Origin of the sequence: Gordonia soli NBRC 108243, assembly GCF_000334455.1 — a bacterium.
Lineage (GTDB): Bacteria > Actinomycetota > Actinomycetes > Mycobacteriales > Mycobacteriaceae > Gordonia > Gordonia soli.
This window is the reverse complement of the sequence record NZ_BANX01000005.1, coordinates 16,441-36,237: the sequence shown is the minus strand read 5'-3', so window position 1 is coordinate 36,237 and position 19,797 is coordinate 16,441. Positions and strand designations below refer to the sequence as shown.

The following is a 19,797-nucleotide window of genomic DNA, read 5'->3' as shown; positions in this document are numbered from 1 at the left end:
GTCCTCCTCACGGGGCTACCCGGCCGGCCGTCGGTCGGGCTGACTTTGCCTCGCTATAGTCAACTGGTCTACCGAGCTGACTATTCCATAGTCAAGTCAGAGTAGGATCGGTCACATGATGAAGTTGGCCGGGCCGTTGGCAGAGCGCGATCGCTGGCAGGCGACCGGATGTTCGATCGCGAAGGCGATGGAACTGATCGGGACGCGGTCGGCTGTTCTCATCCTGCGCGAGGCCTTCTACGGGGCCACCCGGTTCGATCAGTTCGCCCGGCGCGTCGGCATCACCGATGCCGTCGCGGCCGCACGCCTCAAGGAGTTGACCGAGGCCGGGATCTTCACCAAGGTCCCGTACCGCGAGCCGGGCCAACGCGCGCGGTCGGAGTATCGACTCACCGAGATGGGTCGGGACCTCTTCCCGGTCATCACCGCGCTGATGCAGTTCGGCAACGACCATCTGCAGCCCGACGGCGCGCCCCTGGCCCTGCGCGATGTCGAGTCCGGCGAGCCGGTGCGCGTCGACGTGGTGGCCGGCGCCGACCGCCACCTCACCCCGGAGGATGTCGAGGTACGGATCGCCCGCCCGCGGCGCTGATCCGGCCACTGTCCGACCTCCGACCCCGCCGGGACCGGGTCTCGTATCCGGCCACGTCGATGGTGCCGTGCGGCCCCCGGTCGGACCGCGGTCATGTCGTCTGACCGGCTGACAAGCTCCTGCCCGGTACGCCGGGGGTTTGATAAGTTCGCGACCACACCCGCGGTCGTTGCGGGCCGACGGGTGAGGAGCACCGATGAGCGCCACCCCGAGCGGGGACGACGCCGGGCCGGACGGGAACCCGGTCGGCCCGTCGTGGGTGGCTCCGAGTACGGAGTCGACGGGCACGCGATCCTTCGATCAAGGGGCGGGAGAACAGGGTCCGCGGTCGAGCGGCGCGGGGCACCACGCGCCGCCTCCCGGATGGTCGTCGGTACCGGATGTCTACGGGCACGCCGAGCCGTACCGACCGGGTCATCCGGCGGGAGGTGCGCCGGTCGGGGGCGCACCTCACGCATCCGGTCACGGAAGCCCTGGGATCGTCGGCCCACCATCGGCCACCACCGCACCGCGCACCGCCGGAGCGTCCTGGGGCGGGCCCGCATGGGGGTCGACACCGGGACCGATGTCAGGGCCACCGCCCGGACCGATGTGGGGGTCGGACGGTCGACCGCCGGTGCCCGGGCCTGCATGGGGTGTCGGCGGCCCGTCAGCGCCGCCGTTCGGCCACGCGAACCCGTTGGTCGCACACAAGCCGGGCACCATCCCGCTCCGTCCGCTGAACCTCGGCGACATCCTCCAGGCCGCCTTCACGGCCGTACGGCGCAACGCTTCCGTCTACTTCGGGCTGACCCTCGTCACCTGGCTGGTCTTCCTCTTCGTCGCCGGCGCGATCGGCGCGGTGGCGTTCCTCGCCGTCTCGGCGACCGGCGCGGACGAACTCGCCATCGTCGCAACGGTCGCGATCGGATTCCTCGGCTTCTCCGTGCTCAGCGGCGTCGTCACCGCCGCGCTGAGCGGTGTGCTCGCCTACCCGGTGAACCAGGGCGCCGTCGGTCGCTCGACCACCGTCGGCGAGACCTGGGCGAGGACCAAGTACTCGGTTCCGCGTCTGGTCGGCCTGTATCTCCTCCTGGGACTGGCGACATCGTTGGTGATCGGTCTGCCGGTGACAGCCACCGTCTGGGCGTTCAGCGCCCAGCAGCCCGTGCTGGGTGTGCTCGCACTCGTCCTGACGGTGGCGATCGGTATCGGCGTGGTCTGGCTCGGTGTCCGGCTCGCCCTGGCGCTGCCCGCCGTCGTCGTCGAAGAGCTCGGTGTCGTCGATGCCATCCGTCGGTCCTACGCACTGACGTCCGGTCTGTTCTGGCGGACCTTCGCCACCCTCCTGGTGATCGCGATCCTCACCGGGATAGTGCAATACGTCATCTCGTTCCTGTTCCAGATCCTGGGTTACCTGCTGATCGCCGTCGGACACGCCGCAGGCGGGGCCACCGCCATCACCATCGTCGCCGCGGCGGTGATGATCATCGGGACCGTCTTGTCCAGCGTGGTGACGCAGCCGTTCATCGCAATCGCCCTGGCGCTCGTCCACATCGACGCGCGAATCCGCGCCGAGGGATTCGACATCACCCTCGGCCAGGCCGCCGCCGAGGTGGCCGCCGGCGCACACGCCGACGGCTGGATGCCGCGCGAGCCGTCCCCCGGGTCGGTGCCGCGATGAGCGTCACCGTGGTTCTCGCAGAAGGGCTCTCACCCGACAACGACGAAGCGCGGAGGTGGCTCGAGAGGGAACTGTCGAAGCCCGAGTACTCCGATCAGTCGTCGATCACCGACCGATGGTGGGAGAACCTGGAGAACTGGTTCGCCGACCTGCTCAGCGGTATCAACGGCGCAGCCACTCCGTTGCCAGGAATCGTCGCGGCCATCGTCGTCGTCCTGTTGCTGGTCCTGGTCATCTACCTCCTGCGCTTCGTCCGCCGTACCCCCAAGGCGAAGTCCGCGTCCACGCAGTCGGTGCTCGGCGGGCATCGTTTGTCGGCGCGCGAGTTCCGCGAGCGGGCCGAGAAGGCTCTCGCGGCAGGCGATCACGATGCATGTGTACTCGACGCCATGCGTGCGATGGCGCGCCGTGGCTTCGACCGGACGCTGCTCGCCGATGCCCCGTCCCTGACCGCACGCGAGGTCGCCGTCGGGCTGACCCGTCACTTCCCCGATCGGCGCGAACGGCTCGCTGCGGCCGCCCTGCTCTTCGACGCGGTCGCCTACGGTGGTCGGCACGCAACCGCCGACGAAGCCCGCGGTCTGCTCGATCTGGAGTCCGAGATCGCTTCTGCACGTCCGCGATCGGTCGAGACCGAACCGGATGCTGCGACGTCGGGGGCCACGCAGTGACCGCCTCGGTCGTCGCATACGACGGCCCCGCTGCCCCTCCTTCGGCCCCGACGACATCACGCCGTCCACGACGCTGGCCCTGGATCGTGATCGTGGCGGTCGTGATCGTCGCGCTGATCGGGATCGCGCTCACCATCGCCGCCGGACAGACCCAGAAGGAGAGCGCCTACCTGGATCCGTCCAATCCAGACGGCAACGGCGCGCAGGCGCTCGCATCGGTCATCGACGACAAAGGCGTCGGTGTCGATGTGGTGCGTGATCAGGACGCCCTCTTCGACGCGCCGCGCCCCGGCGCCGACACCACTGTCGTGGTCACCTCCGCGTCCGAGTTGTCGTCGATGACCGCCGATCGCTTCTGGGCGCGCGTCTCCGGTGCGCGCCGCGTCGTGGTGGTCGGCGCCTACTCGAACACGCTGAGCACCATGGACATCCCGGTCACATCGGGATCGTCGACGTCGGTGAACGACGAGATCCGTGCGGACTGTCGGATCGGCGGCGTCGAGCCCGACGACATCATCAGTCGCGACAGCACGGGCTACGCGACCACCGCGCCGGGCGCGATCAGCTGTTTCGATCTCGACGGCAGCGCCGACCTCGTCGTCCTGCCCGCGGCTGCGGGGCGGCCGGAAGTGGTGGTCCTCAGCTCACTGCTCGTCCGCAACGACGAGATCACCCGATTCGACAACGCCGGCGTCGCGATCCGCACACTCGCCGGATCGTCCAGGCTGCTCTGGTACGTCCCCGATCATCGGGACACACCGCCGAGCGTCGTCGCCGAGGAGGAGCCGTCCGACATCCCGGCCGCACTCGGACCGCTCACCCTGCTCGGATTCTTCGGACTGTTGGCACTGATGTTCTGGCGCGGTCGGCGCTTCGGGCCGCTGGTGACCGAGCCGTTGCCCGCGGTGGTCAAGGCGATCGAGACGACGCAGGCCAGAGGTCGGCTGTACCACCGCGCGCGGGCCGACGGACGCGCCGCCGAGCAGCTCCGAGCCCATACCGTCGCCCGGCTCGGTGCGACCCTGGGCCTACCGGTCGACACACGATCGGCCCTCGGCCCCGACCGTCCGCAACCGATACCGGTGTCGCCCAGCGTGTTCGCCATCGCCGACGCCGCGGCCGCCGCATCCGGCCGCGACCCCAGGCTCGTCCACCGATTGCTCACCGGGCCGCTGCCCGCCACCGAGGACGACCTCGTCGCCTTCGTCACCGACCTGACCGCCCTCGAGAAGGAAGTGCGTCTCACGCCATGACCATCGATCCCACCAGGCCACCCGGACAGCCGGGCCACCCCGCCCAGCCCACCGCACACGGATTCTCCGGCCCGCCCGCCGGCGCCGCCACCACAGACGACCGCGCGCGTACCGCGTTGTCGGCGGTGCGCGCCGAGGTCGCCAAGGCGGTCGTCGGCCAGGATGCCGCGGTCGCAGGCATTCTCATCGCGCTGCTGTGCCGCGGACACATCCTGCTCGAGGGTGTGCCCGGCGTCGCCAAGACGCTGCTCGTCCGATCTGTGGCGACCGCTCTGCAGGTCGAGACGAAGCGTGTCCAGTTCACCCCGGATCTGATGCCCGGTGACGTGACCGGGTCGCTGGTGTACGACAACGCGACCTCGGACTTCACCTTCCGGGAAGGGCCGGTGTTCACCAATCTGCTCCTGGCCGACGAGATCAACCGCACCCCGCCGAAGACCCAGGCGTCGTTGCTGGAGGCGATGGAAGAACGACAGGTGTCGGTCGACGGTGTGCCGCGACCACTCCCGTCACCGTTCCTCGTCGCCGCGACCCAGAATCCGGTCGAGTACGAGGGCACCTATCCGCTGCCGGAGGCACAACTGGACCGCTTCCTGGTGAAGGTGGTCCTCCCGCTCCCGCCGCGGGACGACGAGATCACCGTCCTCAGCCGCCATGCGGCGGGGTTCGACCCTCGCAACCTGTCGGCGGCGGGCCTCCGGGCGGTGGCGTCGGCCGCCGACATCGAGGCAGGTGCCGACCGCGTCCGCCACGTGTCCGTGGCGCCGCAGTTGGCCGCATACATCGTCGACATCGCACGCGCGACCCGGGTGTCCCCGTCACTCGCACTGGGAGTCAGTCCGCGTGGCGCGACGGCGCTGCTGGCGACCAGCCGCGCGTGGGCATGGCTCAACGGTCGTGACTTCGTCACCCCCGACGACGTCAAGGCGCTCGCGCAATCGACGCTGGCTCATCGACTCTCGTTGCGCCCCGAAGCCGAACTCGAAGGGGTCTCGGTCGCCGCGGTGCTCGATGCCGCGATCGCGTCGGTGCCGGTCCCGCGCTGATGTTCCTCACCGGACGGTTCTTCGCCCTCGTCCTGCTGGGCGCCGTGCCGACCGTGGTGTACCCGTCCTATGCCACGGTCGCCCTGTGGGTGCTGTTCTGCCTGCTGGTGCTGACCGTCGATGCGCTGGCCGCGGGCCAGGCGTCGGGACTGCACATCGAACGTCGCCCGACCGTGCCCATCCGACTCGGAGACGAGACCACATCCGTTCTGCTGGTGGCGAACCCCGGTACCCGGACCTTCCGGGGCCAGTTGCGCGATGCCTGGCAGCCGTCGGCCGGAGCGGTCGACAACCGCCACCGGGTGTCGGTGCCGCCGGGTGAACGGCGCGCCCTCACGACGGTTCTGCGACCGGTTCGTCGCGGCGATCGCCAAGCGGTGCGGGTCACCATCCGCCGGACCGGGCCACTCGGACTCGCCGGGCGACAGCGATCGGTGTTCGTGCCCGGATCGGTTCGCGCGTTGCCGCCCTTCGATTCTCGGAAGCACCTACCGTCGCGACTGGCACGGCTCCGCCAGTTGGACGGCCGGTCGGCGGTGCGCATCCGGGGGCAGGGCACCGAATTCGACTCACTGCGGGACTACGTCGAAGGTGATGACGTGCGCAGCATCGACTGGCGGGCGACCGCTCGTCGACGTTCGACCGTGGTGCGGACGTGGCAGCCCGAGAAGGACCGTCACATCGTGATCGTGCTGGACACCTCGCGGACGTCGGCGGGACGGGTCGGCGACGTGCCGCGACTGGACGCCGCGATGGACTCGGCGCTGCTGCTGGCCGCGCTGGCCTCGCATGCCGGTGACCGCGTCGACCTCATCGCCGGCGACCGTCGGGTGCACCGCCGCGTTGTCGGGTCGAAGCGGACGTCGCTGCTCAGTGACCTGGTGAACGCGATGGCACCGCTCGAACCGGCTCTGCTCGAAGCGGATTGGCCGCTGCTGGCCGCCGAGGTGAGCACGCTGAGTCGTCAGCGCGCGCTGCTGGTGCTGCTCACCCCGCTGGAACCGGCGGCCGTCGAGGAGTCGTTGCTGCCGCCGTTGTCGGTACTGGCGCAGCGATATCGGGTGGTCATCGCGTCCGTGTCGGACCCGGCGTTGTCGACGATGCTCGCCGAGCGTGGCGACGCCCGAGAGGTCTTCGACGCCGCGGCCGCGGCGCGCACCATCGCACTGCGGGACCGGACCGCCGATGCGGTCGGGCGGCTGGGCGTCACCGTGATCGACGCGTCGCCGGAGAACCTCCCCACCGGCCTGGCCGACCACTACCTGCTGCTGAAGTCGCGCGGGTTGCTCTGAGTCGGTGGGGTGGGCTGAGTGGGCGCGCCGGTCCGGGCGGGCCGGGCCGGACAAATGACACCAGAGCAGAGCCAACTCGGGAATACCCACACCACAGCCCGCTCACGCGTCAGAAATCCGGACCACCCCACCGCGACCGAAGAAGAGCCCCCGCCATACAAAATCTGTACATCAGAGCGGCACCATCGACATACCGTCAACGGCGGCCCGCAGGCGTACAAATTTCAGCGAGCCCAACCATCCGCGAGCGCACAGTCGACAATCCCGAGCGCACGGTCGACGAATCAGCCGACCACCGGCGCAACGAATCCGCGTTCGGACTCGTCGACATCGCCGGTCTCACCGGCGTTGTGCGCCCACCGACCGAGGGTGAACACGTAGACGAAGAAGACGACCTCGGCCGTGATGCCGATGCCGACACGGGCCCAGGTCGGTAGGCCCGAGGGAGTCACGAACGCCTCGATGAGACCGCAGACCAGCAGCAGCAGAACCAGTCCGAGCGCGACGCCGAGCGCGGCTCGTCCCTCCTCCCCCAGCGCCTGCACCCGGGTGCGCGCGCCTGGAGACACCCACGCCCAGAACAGGCGGAGTCCGACACCGGCCGCGACGAAGAGGCAGGTCAACTCGAGGAGGCCGTGCGGGGTGATGAGTCCGAAGAAGAGGTCGCCGCGCCCGTGGTTGATCATCACCGCGGCCACGATCGCCAGATTCAGCACGTTGGAGTAGATCATGTAGATCACCGGGATGCAGAACACCCCGAAGGCGATGCACAGCGCGGAGAGCCAGAAGTTGTTGGTCCACACGCGGAATGCGAACGAACTCGCCGCATACTCGCTGTAGTAGCTCTCGAAGTCGTTGTTCACCAGTTGATCGATCTCGGCCGGAGACGCCAACGAACTCTCGATCCGGGGGTGCTCCAGCATCCACCACACGATCACGATCGCCGAGACCGTGGACGCCCCCATCACCGACAACCACCACCAGCGCATCCGGTACAGCGCCGCCGGGAACGATCGGGCCAGGAACCGCCCGACGTCCGACCACGCCGACGCGCGGGAGCCGGCTGCTCGCGATCGTGCGCGCGCGAGCAGCGCCGACAGATACCCGACCAGTGAGGCATCGGGCGCGGTCGATCGGATCACCGACAGGTGCGTCGCCACGCGCTGGTAGCTGTCGAGGATCTCATCCGCCTCGGCCCCGGTCAGCGACCGTTGCTTCGACAGCACCTCCAGCCGCTCCCACGTGGGGCGGTGCGCATCCACATAGGCGTCGAGGTCCACGCGCCAACCCTAGCCCGACGATGGTCGGCGTCCGGGCTTTTGTCATTCGTTCGGGTCACGTCGTGGTCGCCTGGGGCGACTAGGGTTGTGCGGCATGTACGGTCCGCCGCCACCCCCGGTGCCCACCACCGCGATCACCAGTGGGACCGTCGGCGTGGGTCGCGACGACCTCGTCTCCGGAGAGGCCGTCGCCCTCGACCTCCCGCCCGCCGGCATCGGCCTGCGCATCCTGTCCGGTCTCATCGATCTGCTCGTCGGCTACCTCGCCTGGGCGGGCCTGCGCTGGCTGGCGATCCGTGCGTTCGGCGAGTCCGACGATGCGCTGTTCATCGCCATCAACACGTTGACGGTGATCACCGCACTGGTGGTGATCCCGACCGCACTGGAGACCTACTCGCGCGGTAAGACCCTGGGGCACTTCGTCGTCGGGCTCCGCACGGTCCGCGACGATGCCGGACCGATCGGCTTTCGACAAGCCCTCGGTCGTGCGATGCTCGGAGTGATCGAGATCTACGGATGCCTCGGTGCACCAGCGTTTCTGGCTGCAGTCTGCACCCGGAAGGGCAAGCGGTTCGGCGATCTCCTCGCGGGCACCTACGTCATCCGCGACCGGCATCGCATCTCGCTGCCCGAGCCGCCTCCGATGCCGCCCGGACTGCAACCCTGGGCGCAATTCGCCGACATCGCGCCACTCCCCGACCCACTCGCGATCGCGATCCGACAGTTCCTCGGGCGCCGCGAGAAGATGAGTCCACCGGCGCGGGCCATGATGGCGGATCGCCTGCTGACGGCCACGGCACCCTTTGTCGCCCCGGCTCCTCCGCCGGGAGCGCCGACCGAGGAGTTGCTCGTCGCGATCATGGCCGAACGTCGGCGCCGCGACTCCGAACGGATTGCACGCGACGAGAACCTGCGGTCCCGACTGTTGCGCTGACGCGCCGCGAACCCGTCACATGACGACGGGCTTCACCTGCCAGCGCAGGTCACTTGAGGTCGGCCGAGGACTTTCCGAGAACACGACGAGCGATGATCAGCTGCTGGATCTGCTGGGTTCCCTCGAAGATGTCCAGGATCTTGGAATCGCGCGCCCACTTCTCGAGGAGCAAGGTCTCCGAGTAGCCAGCGGTCGCGCCGACCTCCACGGCCTTGTTGGTGATGTCGGTGACGGTGCGTCCCGCCTTTGCCTTCGACATCGACGCCTCGGCGGAGTTCGGCTCGCGGTTGTCGGCCATCCAGGCTGCCCGGATGGTGTGCAACCAGGAAGCCTCCCAGTCGGATTCGATGCGGATGAACTCCGCGACCGATGCGTGCTGGCTGGACGCCGGACGGTCGTAGTCGATCTCGTGGCCGGCCTCTTCGAGGATCCGTCGCAGCTCCTCGAGCGCGGCGCGACCCAGACCGACCGCCATGGCGGCGACGACCGGGCGCGTGTTGTCGAAGGTCTGCATGACCCCGCCGAACGCCTTCTTGGTCTCCACCTCCGGCGAACCGAGGAGGTTCTCGGCGGGCACGCGGGCGTTTTCGAAGCGGATGACCGCGGTGTCGGACGACTTGATGCCGAGCTTGTGCTCGAGCCGCTCGATGGTGACGCCCTCGGTGGCGGTCGGCACGACGAAGCTCTTGATGGCCGCGCGGCCGGCACTGCGATCGACCGACGCCCAGACGACGATGTGGTCGGCGCGCGAGCCCGCGGTCACGAAGATCTTCTCGCCGTTGATCACATAGTCGTCGCCGTCACGGGCGGCGGTGGTGCTGACCGCGGCGGAGTCCGATCCGAAGCTGGGCTCGGTGATCGCCATCGACGCCCAGACGTCGGCGAACCGCTCGAGCTGTTCGTCGTCGGCAACCGCGGCGATGGCAGCATTACCGAGCCCCTGGTAGGGGACCGAGAGCAGCAGGCCGACGTCGCCCCAGCTCATCTCACGCGCGGAGAGCACGGCACGCATGCTGGCGCCATTGGCGACCCCGTAGGTCTCCTCGGTCTCCGACTCGCCGGTGCGCTCCTGGCCACGGGCCTGCTTGGCGGCTTCACCCAGGTCGTCGAGTTCCTTGGGGTACTCGTGCTCGGCCTTGTCGTACTTTCGCGAGATCGGCCGCAGGATGTGCTCTGCGGCGAGATGGGTGCGCTCGACCGTCGAATCGAACTTCTTCGGGAGCTCCAGGTTGATCGCCATGACCGTACCTTACTCCCGAGTAAGTTCGTTGCCAAGCTGCATCCTCGGATTACTCTCAGCAGGTGGCCTACGACGAGGACCTCGCCTACCGCATCCGCGAACTGCTGGCCGGACAGGCCGGCCTGGACGAACGGTCGATGTTCGGCGGCCTCGCCTTTCTCCTGGACGGCAACATGGCCGTCTGCGCCAGTGGGCGCGGCGGCCTGATGGTGCGGGTACCACCGGACGAGACGGCCGAGTACCTGTCTGCCGCTCACACCACGCCGATGGTGATGGGAGGCCGGGAGACGCGCGGGTGGATTCGCGTCGATGCAGCCGGCATCTCCACCAAGGCAGCGCTCCGGCGCTGGGTGGACGTCGGCGCGGCGCGAGCCCGCGAGCTGCCTCCGAAGGGGTGAGCCGCCCGATCGGTGACGTAGCGGATGCGGTGATGTAGCGCGTGCGGGTGCCGCGGCCGGACTGCTGACACAGCCCTGCCGCTGAGGTCGCGAGCGCGAGGAGACGCACCGATCGGCTACGACCGGAGCCGCCGACTACGGGACGACGTTCACCATCTTGCCGGGGACGACGATCACCTTGCGCGGTTCACCGTCGAGCAGGGCGGCGATCTTCTCGTCGGCCAGGGCGGTGGCGCGGATGGTGTCCTCGTCGGCATCGGCGGCCACCGTGATCCGGCTGCGCACCTTCCCCTTCACCTGGACCGGGATCTCGACACTGTCCTCGACGAGCAGTGTCGGATCCGGCGTCGGGAACGGGCCGTGGGCCAGGAGCCCGTCCTTGCCCAACCGGTTCCAGAGTTCCTCGGCGATGTGCGGTGCGAGCGGCGCGAGCATGATCACCAGCGGCTCGACCACCGACCGCGGCGCTCCCGACGGGTACGTCTTGGTCAGGTGGTTGGTCAGCTCGGTCAACTTGGCCACCGCCGTGTTGTTGCGCAGAGCCGAGAAGTCCTCGCGCACACCGGAGATCGTCTTGTGCAGTAGCTTGACGGTCTCCTCTGCGGGTGCGTCGTCCACCGAACGCACCGTCCCCGACTCCTCGTCGACCACGAGTCGCCAGACGCGCTGCAGGAACCGCTGTGCACCGACGACATCCTTGGTCGCCCACGGACGCGACTGGTCCAGGGGACCCATGAACATCTCGTAGACGCGTAGGGTGTCGGCGCCGTAGTCGCGGCAGATGTCGTCCGGCGCAACGGAGTTCTTGAGCGACTTGCCCATCTTGCCGTACTCCTGGCGGACCGGCTCGTCGCCGAAGTAGAACTGCCCGTCGCGCTCGACGACCGCGTCCGCCTCGACATAGATGCCGCGGGCATCGGTGTAGGCGTACGCCTGGATCATGCCCTGGTTGAACAGCTTCCGGTAGGGCTCGACGCTGGTCACGTAGCCGAGGTCGAACAGGACCTTGTGCCAGAACCGCGAATACAGCAGGTGTAGGACGGCGTGCTCGACGCCACCGACGTAGAGGTCGAGACCACCCGTGTCATCCGCACCGTGCAGCTCCGGGCGCGGACCCATCCAGTAGGCCTCGTTCTCCTTGGCGCAGAACGTCTCTTCGTTGGTGGGATCGATGTAGCGCAGCTGGTACCACGAGCTGCCCGCCCACTGTGGCATCACATTGGTGTCGCGGGTGTAGGTCTTCGGCCCGTCGCCGAGGTCCAGTTCGACCGTCACCCAGTCGGTGGCCTTGGCCAGTGGGGGCGACGGCTCGCTGTCGGCGTCGTCCGGGTCGAAGGACACCGGCGCGTAGTCGTCGACCTCCGGGAGTTCCACCGGCAGCATCGATTCCGGCAGCGGATGCGCGCGACCGTCCTCGTCGTAGACGATGGGGAAGGGCTCGCCCCAGTACCGCTGCCGAGCGAACAGCCAGTCGCGCAGCTTGTACTGGATGGTGCCGGTGCCGGACCCGTCGGCCTCGAGCCGTTCGATGACCGCGGCCTTGGCCTCGTCCACCGCGAGTCCGTCCAGGAAGTCGGAGTTCACCAGCGGACCGTCGCCGACGTATGCCTCGTCCTCGACGCCCTGATCGGAGCCGATGACCTCACGGATCGGCAGCCCGAATGCGCGGGCGAACTCGTGGTCGCGGGCATCGTGAGCGGGCACCGCCATGATGGCGCCGGTGCCGTACCCGAGTAGGACGTAGTCGGCGATGAAGACCGGGATGCGTTCCCCGTTGACCGGATTGGTGGCCAGGGCGCCGGTGAAGACGCCCGTCTTCTCCTTGTTCTCCTGACGCTCCAGGTCCGACTTCGCCGCAATCGACGCACGGTAGTCCTTGATGGCCGTCGCCGGGTCCGATGCGCCGCCGGTCCACCGGGGATCGGTCCCTTCCGGCCACGCGCCGGCGGTCAGGGTGTCGACCAGCTCGTGCTCCGGTGCCAGCACCATGTACGACGCTCCGAACAGGGTGTCCGGGCGTGTGGTGAAGACATCGACGACCGCGTCGGTGCCCGGCACCGGGAAGCTCACCTGTGCACCGCGCGACCGTCCGATCCAGTTGCGCTGCATGGTCTTGACCTTGTCCGGCCAGTCCAGGCGGTCCAGGTCGTCCAACAGGCGATCGGAGTAGGCGGTGATCCGCATCATCCACTGGCGCAGATGCTTGCGGAAAACCGGGAAGTTGCCGCGATCGCTCCGACCGTCGGCGGTGACCTCCTCGTTGGCGAGCACGGTGCCCAGTCCCGGGCACCAGTTGACCTGCGAGTCACTCAGGTACACCAGGCGGTGGCCGTCGATGATCTCGTTGCGCGCCGCGGCGTCGAGATCGGCCCACTGGCGGCCGTCGGCGAGCGACCGTGCTCCGGAATCGAATTCGGCGACGAGCTCGTCGACCGGACGCGCACGCTGCTGCTCGCCGTCGTACCAGGCGTTGTAGATCTGCAGGAAGATCCACTGCGTCCACCGGTAGAAGTCGACGTCGGTGGTGGCCACCCGGCGACGCTCGTCGTGTCCGAGCCCGAGTCGACGGATCTGCCCGAGGTAGCGCTCGATGTTGGCCTCGGTGGTCGTCCGAGGATGGGTGCCGGTCTGTACGGCGTATTGCTCGGCGGGCAGACCGAACGAGTCGAAGCCCATCGTGTGCAAGACGTTGCGCCCGTCCATCCGATGGAAGCGCGCGTAGACGTCGCTGGCGATGAACCCCAGCGGGTGGCCGACGTGCAGTCCGGCGCCGGACGGGTACGGGAACATGTCCTGGATGAACAGCTTGGCCGCAGCATCGGCACCGCCGCCGTCGAAGGCCGAGAGGTCACCGGCCAGCGGGCCGACCGGGTTGGGGGCCTCGTAGGCGTGCTCGTCGGTCCAGACCTGCTGCCATCGCTGCTCGATCTCCCCGGCCAGCTCGGCCGTGTAGCGATGGCCGGGCACGGCGTCGGTGCCCGCATCGGCGGCACTCGGGGTTTCGGCTGAAGTCACGCCACCAGCGTAAATCGTGCGCCGCCGCCGCCTCCAACTGGTCGCCCGCGACCCTCGTCGTGACGGCGGACGCCGACCCCGGTTGCCGAGAGTCGAGCTCACCGACCGCGCACTCCGACGCGGACGCTCGTTGTCGGGTGGACACGGATTTCCGACCCGAAACCCGTGGTCGTATCCTGATCGGGTGAGTGTCGTGTCCCTGATCGTCGCCATCCTGCTGATCGCGGTAGCCGCGGTCTGGGCCGTCGTCGGCGTGCTGGGAGCCCGTGGCGTCCTGCGCCGCAATCGGTGGCTCGGCGTCCGCACTCCCGACACCCTCGCCTCCGAAGAGCGCTTCCAGGTGGCCAACCGCGTCGCCGCTCCCGGCATGCTCGGCGCGGCCGGAATCCTCGTGCTCAGCGCCCTGGCCGCGCTCGCCGTGGACGGCCTGTGGGCACTGGCCTTTCTCGCCGGGGGCCTCGTCGCTGGTCTGATGATCGTCGGTCTGATCAGCGCATACGGCGTTCAGGCGGCGTCCGCGATCACCGCCGACAGCGCCGGCGGCGGCTGCTCCTGCTGCTCGTCGGACACACACGGCGATGCCGAGCACGAGCAGGCGGCGTCGGCGGAAACCGCGACGACCACCGCATCAGCCGCTACCGGGGACACCGATCACGCCTCCGACTGTGGCACCAGTTGCGGAGCCTGCAGCCTCCGCGGAGCCTGCGCTCCCGAGACAGCCCAGGCCTGAGCGCCGGGGCCGACGCCCCACGACCGAGGACGTGTCGGACCGGCGTAGGTTTTCCCATCGTGTCCTTTCGCAGCGTCTTGAGCCGGTCCCCGATCGACGGCTTCATCCTCGCCATCCTCGGCGCCGTCGTACTGGCCGCCGTCCTGCCGGCCCGCGGGGCCTTTGCCGACGTCCTCGACTGGGTCGTCATCGTCGCCATCGCCGCGCTCTTCTTCCTCTACGGCACCCGGCTGCACCCACGCGAGGCCCTCGCCGGCCTCGCGCACTGGCGCCTCCACCTGACCATCCTCGCGTTCACCTTCGTCGTGTTCCCGCTGGTGGGTCTGGCGCTACGACCGGTGACCGAGCCGATCATCGGAACGGACCTCTACACGGGCCTGCTGTTCTTGTGTCTGGTCCCGTCGACGGTCCAGTCGTCGATCGCCTTCACCTCGATCGCCCGTGGCAACATCGCGGGCGCCATCGTCAGCGCATCCACATCCAACATCCTCGGCGTGGTCCTGACCCCGCTGCTCGTGGTGCTGCTGATGAGCACCGACGGCGTGCACATCGACGCCTCGTCGATCCTCAAAATCGTCGGCCAGATCCTGGTGCCGTTCATCGTCGGACAGATCGCCCGACCGTTCGTGGGCGGCTTCTTCACACGGCATGCCAAGCCCACCAAACTCGCCGACCGCGGCAGCATCGTGCTCGTCGTCTACGCCGCGTTCAGCGAGGGTGTGCGTGACGGCATCTGGTCGAGCGTTGACGCCTGGCAGGTCATCGCCGTGTGCATCATCGCGACGATCCTGGTCGTGGTGATGCTGGTGGCGACCGGATGGTTGCCGAAGCGCCTCGGCTTCGACCGCGCCGACACCATCGCGATCCAGTTCTGCGGCACCAAGAAGAGTCTCGCCACCGGACTCCCGATGGCGACCGTGCTGTTCGCCGGCTCGTCCGTCGGCCTGATCGTGTTGCCGCTGATGATCTTCCACCAGATCCAGCTGATCATCTGCTCGTGGCTCGCGACCCGATACGGGCGGGAGATCGAGGACGCCGATCCCGCTGCAGGCTAGTTCTCGCTCGGCATCACGACGCACTGATGACGCGAATCCGCTCAACAGCTCGGCGCAGGCTGTCATTCTGCTCAGAAGCCGCCGCAACGTCCCAGTAGCGACTCGCGAACTCATTCAGATGGTCTGTGTAAAGAGGGCCTGTCTTGCCGTCTTTTCGCACGACTTCCGCTCTGATGTCGCGTGAGGTCGATTTCATACACAGTGCCAACAATGTCGACTTTGCATCGACTAAAGACCCGGTGTCTGTAGGGATTTTGCCCGGGCTCACATGAAAGTATCTCGCGAACCCGTATTTGTCGGACAGGAGCCAGCCCTCGGTCATGGGATGAACCAACCGAAGCATAAATCCCGGAGCCATGTCCTCGACATCGTGCGTCAGATACTTACGCAGCTCTAGCGGGCATTTTGTGTCGGTATCGCGAAACACGATGAGAGGCGAATGGCGAGCGGCTCGATTGTAGCTACTCAGGAGCGGATCGATTTTGGTCTTGCCTCCGCGAACAGTGATGCTTCCGACCTTTTGGCCAGCCTCTCGTAGGACGGCTTCCGCCATTCCCCGATCGGAAGGGCCTTCGACGATCACGCGCGTCATCGTCGTTTGGAGTCACGCCCAACAGTGACGAGGTCGGATAAGTCTCGGGGATCGATCAGGCCCTGAACTATGTCGGATTTCGGCAGCCCGGCTTCGAGCTCGCCGACGGCGTCGGCGATCTCCGACAGCAGTTCTGCTTCCGTGCCCTCCTTCGCCGGGCGTAGTACAAGAACTTCGTCTCCATGGACGCCTTCATCGTCGAGAAGTTCCGGCGCGTGCGTGGAGAGGATCACCTGAAGATCCTTGGCTCGCTGCGAAACCGCCAACATTGCGGGTAGCTTGCGAACAACGCTCGCGTTGAGCGACAGCTCTGGTTCCTCAAGCAGGAGCACGCCACCGTTCGACGGTGTGCTTACCATTGTCCACAACAGGCCGATGAGTCGTAGCGTGCCATCCGAGAACTCCGCCTCCGACTGACGAGCCGGGTTCTTACGCCAGTTCTTGTATCCAGCCATGAGGTGGGGTCGCCCCGCAGAATCAACTTCTATGTCCAACGACTCGAACTCTGGCACTGCCGCTCTTAGTGCATCGCGCATGCGTCGGAGCCAAGCATCTCTGGTTTTCGGTGGAACCGAATTCATTTGGGCTATAAAGTCGCCCCCGAATTCGCCAGGTAAGTCATAGCGTGAAGGCTCACGGATGATCTGCGGCACCAGGTGGAAGTATCGGACCTTGACGAAGTACTCCGCGAGTGCACGGAAGTCTTGGTTGGCAGCGATCTGCTCGAGGTGCGTCTGCGTAAGGAGCGCAGGATCTGCTAGATCTTGCTTGTTCGGCCGGGACAGTACGTTCTTGCCGTTCTTCCACACCTTTTCTTCGTCCACGACCGGGCGGTTCTTTCCCCCGCTCTCACCTTTAATTGAAAGTCGGTACTTCCACGTGGATGTCTCGTCCTCCAATTCGAGTTCGATGACCAATCTTCCACCTGCGTGGTTGCGGGCAAACAAGCTGCGCACTTTTGACAGGCCCCCGCGATCAGTGAGTGCGGCGGCCAATCCACCAACAGGTTGCGCAATGTCACCCAGGAAACGCAAGAGATCGATCAGATTCGACTTTCCGGCCGCGTTCGGACCGACTACGAACAGACGCGAGTCGAGTGGAAAATCCAGCGACTTGAAGTTGCGCCAATTGCTGGCGCTGACTCGTGTAATCCGCAACCCAGTCTCCTCAGCAAGAACGGTTCGCTCGATGCCAGTTGAACCTGGCTGTCCAATGGTATCGAGACCCGCGCCGCCGGTGACCGTACCGGCGTCTAGGACACCGGCACCGACAGCGGCAGGTTGACCCAGCTCGGTCGATTCGGATCGAGTTGGATGTGTTGCGGCCGCAGCCCCGACTCGTTCAGCAACGGCCGAAGCGGCAGACCGCGGGGCAGATTCATCGCGAACACATCGATGCGGAGCCGGTGACCGGGACGGATGAGCGCCTCGGTGGGCAGCAGCCCGATGTCGAGGGTGGTCGGCCGTCCGGGCACGTTCCGTTGTCGCGTGGCCAGCGTCAGGGTGTTCACCGGGTCGATGACGTCACCGTTCGGCCCGTACTTCGTCTTCGAGGTGTCGAGCTGGCGCAGCGACGAGACCACCTGTCCGGAGCTGATCACCGTCGACCGGCCGTCGGGCGCCACGTCGTTGAGCGTGGCCGTCCAGTACCCGTCGGTCGCGTCGAGCACGGTGTTGAGATGCACGTTGACCGGCCCGGACACGGAGCGGGCGGTCGGCATCGGCGCGCTGGTGAAGGTCAGCGCATTGTGCTCGGCGACACGGGAATCCTTGGCGCAGCCCGGGAAGAGCGCCAGCGCACCTGCCGTCTGCTGGGCGGCATCGCGCGAGCACACCGTCAGCACGCCGGGCGAGATGGTCAGCCGGCCGCGCGACGTGGGCTTGCCGACCGTCAGACTTCCGTCCCGGACTGCGTGCGGTGCGGTCCGGCTCGGACGGTCGCCGAGGTAGAGCCGCTGGCGGGTCATCCCGGCGCGGGGGAACTGATCGGCGGTGATCCAGGTGTTGCCGAGCTGCTTGAGGGTGACCGGCCCGTACTGGTCGACCCCGTTGGGGATGTCCTTGAGCCAGCGGTCGAACCACGCGCGCTGAAGGACGTCGAGCCGCGGTGGCGTGCCCCTGGTTCCGGTCTGACCGCCGCCGATGGTCAGGTGGTAGCCGTCGCCCATGATCAGCTGCTTGCGCCCGGGCGTCAGCGGGATGTCGTTGTACATCCGCACCTCGCTGTTGGTGAACAGATCGAACCAGCCGCCGTAGATGAGCGTCGGTACCGTGATCCGATCGGAATGCGGTAGCCAAGCCTGGCGTGGTTCGGAGTCGTTGCGCAACAACGCCTTCAGATTGTCGGGCACCGACGGGATGTCGGGGGTGAGCAACGCGGCGAACAGCTGCGGGTAGAACGTGAACGGATCCTTGATGCGATCGGCGAGCCACTTCCAGTCGAAGGTGCCGTTCAGCATCGACGCCACGTTGGGAACCAACTTGGTCGAGTTGACCAACGTCAGCCACAGAGGCAAGAATCCGACGCCCAGCGAGCCACCCGGAGCGACGATGTCCCGGATGAGATCGCCGCCGGGCTCGACCGGGAAGATCGCCTGGAGTCCCTTGGGGCGCTTGTTCGCCGCCTGGATCTGGTTGATGGCGGAGTACGAGACACCCGACATGCCGAGTCGTCCGTTCGACCAGCGCTGTCGGCTCACCCAGTCGAGGACCTCCACGGTGTCGGCCTGCTCCCGACTCTGGAAGACATCCCACACGCCCTGCGAGAAACCGGTCCCACGCACGTCGACCACCACCATCGTGTACCCGCTGCGCACCAGGTCGTAGTCGACCGCGAATGTCTTGCCACCGCGGTCACGGATGGTCTGCGCGATGTCGGTGATGCCGTCGATGGGGGTGCCGCTGAGCCGGATCGCCGACGCGACCTGCAGCAGGAACGGCTCCAGCACAGGGTGATTGAGAACGGCGGCGCCGAGCGCGGAGACCAGCTTGGTGTACGGCGTCATGGTGACGATGGTCGGTGTCTTCTTCGTCGTCGGCCGCTCCGCGCGATCGGCGGGCCGGTAGACATTGGCCTTGAGAACGGTTCCGTCGCTCATCCGGATCGGGACGTCCCACTGGATGTTGACACCCGCATACGGCTGCGGCCCGTCATGCGTGGCCGCCCACCGCGCGCCGGTGGAACCGCCGGTGGGACCGATCGGTGCCGCACCCGCGGTCGCGGGTACCGCGACGAGAGTCGACAGAACTGCGAACACACCAACAACCAGACCGACGCGCACGTGTGACCCCCATCACCGAGTGGATACCGCGCGTAGCCTAGCCCGATGATGAGACGCCTGTCACCACCTGTCTCAGATCAATTCCGGGCCACGTCGATGGGGTGCGTCGCGAACAACGGCATCGGCCACGGTTGCCTACGCAGGACGTCTGACCACAGATCGGCCGTCGGGGGCGCCAACAGGTCGCTGGGCAGGGCAGATGCCAGCATCCAGCTGTCCTGGTCGAGTTCGCCGTCGAGCTGCCCGATGCCCCAGCCCGAGTAGCCGGCGAAGAGGCGGACACCGTCGAGGACCTGGGCGAGTGCCTCAGGGTCGGCATCGAGATCCACCAACACGACGCGTCCGTCGACCGGACGCAACGCCTCCACGCCGTCGACGTCGGCACCGAGCTTGAGCACGCCCAGGCAGAGCGCGGCGTCTTGCTTGACCGGACCGCCGACGAACAGCGCGCGCGGCGATGCTGCGAGATCGGACCACTGCGGCAGGAGATTGTGCACGGCCGTGTGGCTCATCCGGTTGAGGATGACCCCCAGGCTGCCGCCGTCGTTGTGCTCGATCACGTAGATGACGGTCCGGGCGAAGGTCGGTTCGACCAGATCCGTCGACGAGATCAGCAGGGTGCCGGCGCGGACGCGGCCCGCGGATTCGATGTCGCGCGCCGCATCGGACATGCGCCACTGCGCGTCCGACCCCTCGGCGAACGGGTCGGGAGTCGGATCGTCGGATTCGTCGCCACCGGCCACGCGTCCATCATCG

At 67.5% G+C, this 19,797-nt stretch carries 17 protein-coding genes; 10 read left to right on the top strand and 7 right to left on the bottom strand.

All coding sequences use genetic code 11. From position 1 onward, the window contains the following. Positions 1 to 115: 115 nt before the first annotated feature. From GS4_RS03120 to GS4_RS03095, 6 genes are all read left to right on the top strand, one after another. Positions 116 to 592, top strand: a complete 477-nt coding sequence (locus GS4_RS03120; protein WP_007617422.1) for a winged helix-turn-helix transcriptional regulator — start codon at positions 116 to 118, stop codon at positions 590 to 592. A 616-nt stretch (positions 593 to 1,208) separates the two neighbouring features. After that, positions 1,209 to 2,255 (top strand): glycerophosphoryl diester phosphodiesterase membrane domain-containing protein, encoded by a 1,047-nt coding sequence (locus GS4_RS03115; RefSeq protein ID WP_157226477.1) that lies wholly within the window; start codon positions 1,209 to 1,211, stop codon positions 2,253 to 2,255. After that, complete coding sequence (locus tag GS4_RS03110) at positions 2,252 to 2,926, top strand: DUF4129 domain-containing protein (RefSeq protein WP_007617419.1); 675 nt, start codon at positions 2,252 to 2,254, stop codon at positions 2,924 to 2,926. The genes GS4_RS03115 and GS4_RS03110 overlap by 4 nt, the downstream gene beginning before the upstream one ends. A gap of 92 nt (positions 2,927 to 3,018) precedes the next feature. Then, a complete protein-coding gene (locus GS4_RS03105; RefSeq protein WP_245555548.1) occupies positions 3,019 to 4,179 on the top strand; it encodes a DUF4350 domain-containing protein in 1,161 nt (386 codons plus the stop codon). Next, the gene (locus GS4_RS03100) at positions 4,176 to 5,225 is read left to right on the top strand and encodes an AAA family ATPase (RefSeq protein WP_007617417.1); all 1,050 of its coding nucleotides are present in this window, start codon (positions 4,176 to 4,178) and stop codon (positions 5,223 to 5,225) included. Before GS4_RS03105 ends, GS4_RS03100 begins: the two co-directional genes overlap by 4 nt. Then, on the top strand, positions 5,225 to 6,517 hold the full coding sequence (locus GS4_RS03095; RefSeq protein WP_007617408.1) for a DUF58 domain-containing protein: 1,293 nt from the start codon (positions 5,225 to 5,227) through the stop codon (positions 6,515 to 6,517). Before GS4_RS03100 ends, GS4_RS03095 begins: the two co-directional genes overlap by 1 nt. 284 nt (positions 6,518 to 6,801) lie before the next feature. Here the strand turns inward: GS4_RS03095 and GS4_RS03090 are convergent, their stop codons facing one another. After that, positions 6,802 to 7,797 carry a stage II sporulation protein M gene (locus GS4_RS03090; protein ID WP_007617395.1) on the bottom strand — a complete coding sequence of 332 codons (996 nt, stop codon included), beginning with the start codon at positions 7,795 to 7,797 and terminating at the stop codon, positions 6,802 to 6,804. A 94-nt stretch (positions 7,798 to 7,891) separates the two neighbouring features. On the opposite strand from GS4_RS03090, the gene GS4_RS03085 reads away from it, so the two are divergent. Continuing rightward, positions 7,892 to 8,731, top strand: coding sequence for an RDD family protein (locus GS4_RS03085; RefSeq protein ID WP_007617393.1), 840 nt, complete (start codon positions 7,892 to 7,894; stop codon positions 8,729 to 8,731). A gap of 49 nt (positions 8,732 to 8,780) precedes the next feature. Here the strand turns inward: GS4_RS03085 and GS4_RS03080 are convergent, their stop codons facing one another. Then, positions 8,781 to 9,971, bottom strand: a complete 1,191-nt coding sequence (locus GS4_RS03080) for an acyl-CoA dehydrogenase family protein (RefSeq protein ID WP_007617391.1) — start codon at positions 9,969 to 9,971, stop codon at positions 8,781 to 8,783. 62 nt (positions 9,972 to 10,033) lie between these two features. On the opposite strand from GS4_RS03080, the gene GS4_RS03075 reads away from it, so the two are divergent. Continuing rightward, positions 10,034 to 10,369: a TfoX/Sxy family protein gene (locus GS4_RS03075; protein WP_007617378.1), complete on the top strand. Its 336-nt coding sequence runs from the start codon at positions 10,034 to 10,036 to the stop codon at positions 10,367 to 10,369. Positions 10,370 to 10,504: 135 nt separating this feature from the next. On the opposite strand, the gene leuS is transcribed toward GS4_RS03075, so the two are convergent. Beyond that, positions 10,505 to 13,384 carry a leucine--tRNA ligase gene (gene leuS / locus GS4_RS03070; RefSeq protein ID WP_007617377.1) on the bottom strand — a complete coding sequence of 960 codons (2,880 nt, stop codon included), beginning with the start codon at positions 13,382 to 13,384 and terminating at the stop codon, positions 10,505 to 10,507. A 184-nt stretch (positions 13,385 to 13,568) separates the two neighbouring features. On the opposite strand from leuS, the gene GS4_RS03065 reads away from it, so the two are divergent. Beyond that, entirely contained in the window at positions 13,569 to 14,114 is a 546-nt protein-coding gene (locus tag GS4_RS03065) for an SdpI family protein (protein WP_007617376.1), read from the top strand. 59 nt (positions 14,115 to 14,173) lie between these two features. Further along, on the top strand, positions 14,174 to 15,169 hold the full coding sequence (locus GS4_RS03060; RefSeq protein WP_007617375.1) for a bile acid:sodium symporter family protein: 996 nt from the start codon (positions 14,174 to 14,176) through the stop codon (positions 15,167 to 15,169). Between the two features lie 13 nt (positions 15,170 to 15,182). Here GS4_RS03060 and GS4_RS25525 read toward each other — a convergent pair whose 3' ends face one another. From GS4_RS25525 to GS4_RS03045, 4 genes are all read right to left on the bottom strand, one after another. Continuing rightward, on the bottom strand, positions 15,183 to 15,752 hold the full coding sequence (locus GS4_RS25525; protein WP_157226476.1) for a hypothetical protein: 570 nt from the start codon (positions 15,750 to 15,752) through the stop codon (positions 15,183 to 15,185). A gap of 5 nt (positions 15,753 to 15,757) precedes the next feature. Beyond that, on the bottom strand, positions 15,758 to 16,918 hold the full coding sequence (locus tag GS4_RS03055) for an AAA family ATPase (protein ID WP_007617373.1): 1,161 nt from the start codon (positions 16,916 to 16,918) through the stop codon (positions 15,758 to 15,760). Between the two features lie 95 nt (positions 16,919 to 17,013). Continuing rightward, positions 17,014 to 19,041, bottom strand: a complete 2,028-nt coding sequence (locus tag GS4_RS03050) for a CocE/NonD family hydrolase (protein ID WP_007617372.1) — start codon at positions 19,039 to 19,041, stop codon at positions 17,014 to 17,016. 77 nt (positions 19,042 to 19,118) lie between these two features. Continuing rightward, positions 19,119 to 19,784: a YqgE/AlgH family protein gene (locus GS4_RS03045; RefSeq protein WP_007617368.1), complete on the bottom strand. Its 666-nt coding sequence runs from the start codon at positions 19,782 to 19,784 to the stop codon at positions 19,119 to 19,121. Between the last annotated feature and the right edge of the window lie 13 nt (positions 19,785 to 19,797).

Bases quoted from the DNA above. Each gene is read 5' to 3' on its own strand.
- GS4_RS03100 (WP_007617417.1), top strand. From the start codon at position 4,176: ATGACCATCGATCCCACCAGGCCACCCGGACAGCCGGGCCACCCCGCC.
- GS4_RS03110 (WP_007617419.1), top strand. From the start codon at position 2,252: ATGAGCGTCACCGTGGTTCTCGCAGAAGGGCTCTCACCCGACAACGAC.
- GS4_RS03080 (WP_007617391.1), bottom strand. From the start codon at position 9,971: ATGGCGATCAACCTGGAGCTCCCGAAGAAGTTCGATTCGACGGTCGAG.
- GS4_RS03120 (WP_007617422.1), top strand. From the start codon at position 116: ATGATGAAGTTGGCCGGGCCGTTGGCAGAGCGCGATCGCTGGCAGGCG.
- GS4_RS03095 (WP_007617408.1), top strand. From the start codon at position 5,225: ATGTTCCTCACCGGACGGTTCTTCGCCCTCGTCCTGCTGGGCGCCGTG.
- GS4_RS03085 (WP_007617393.1), top strand. From the start codon at position 7,892: ATGTACGGTCCGCCGCCACCCCCGGTGCCCACCACCGCGATCACCAGT.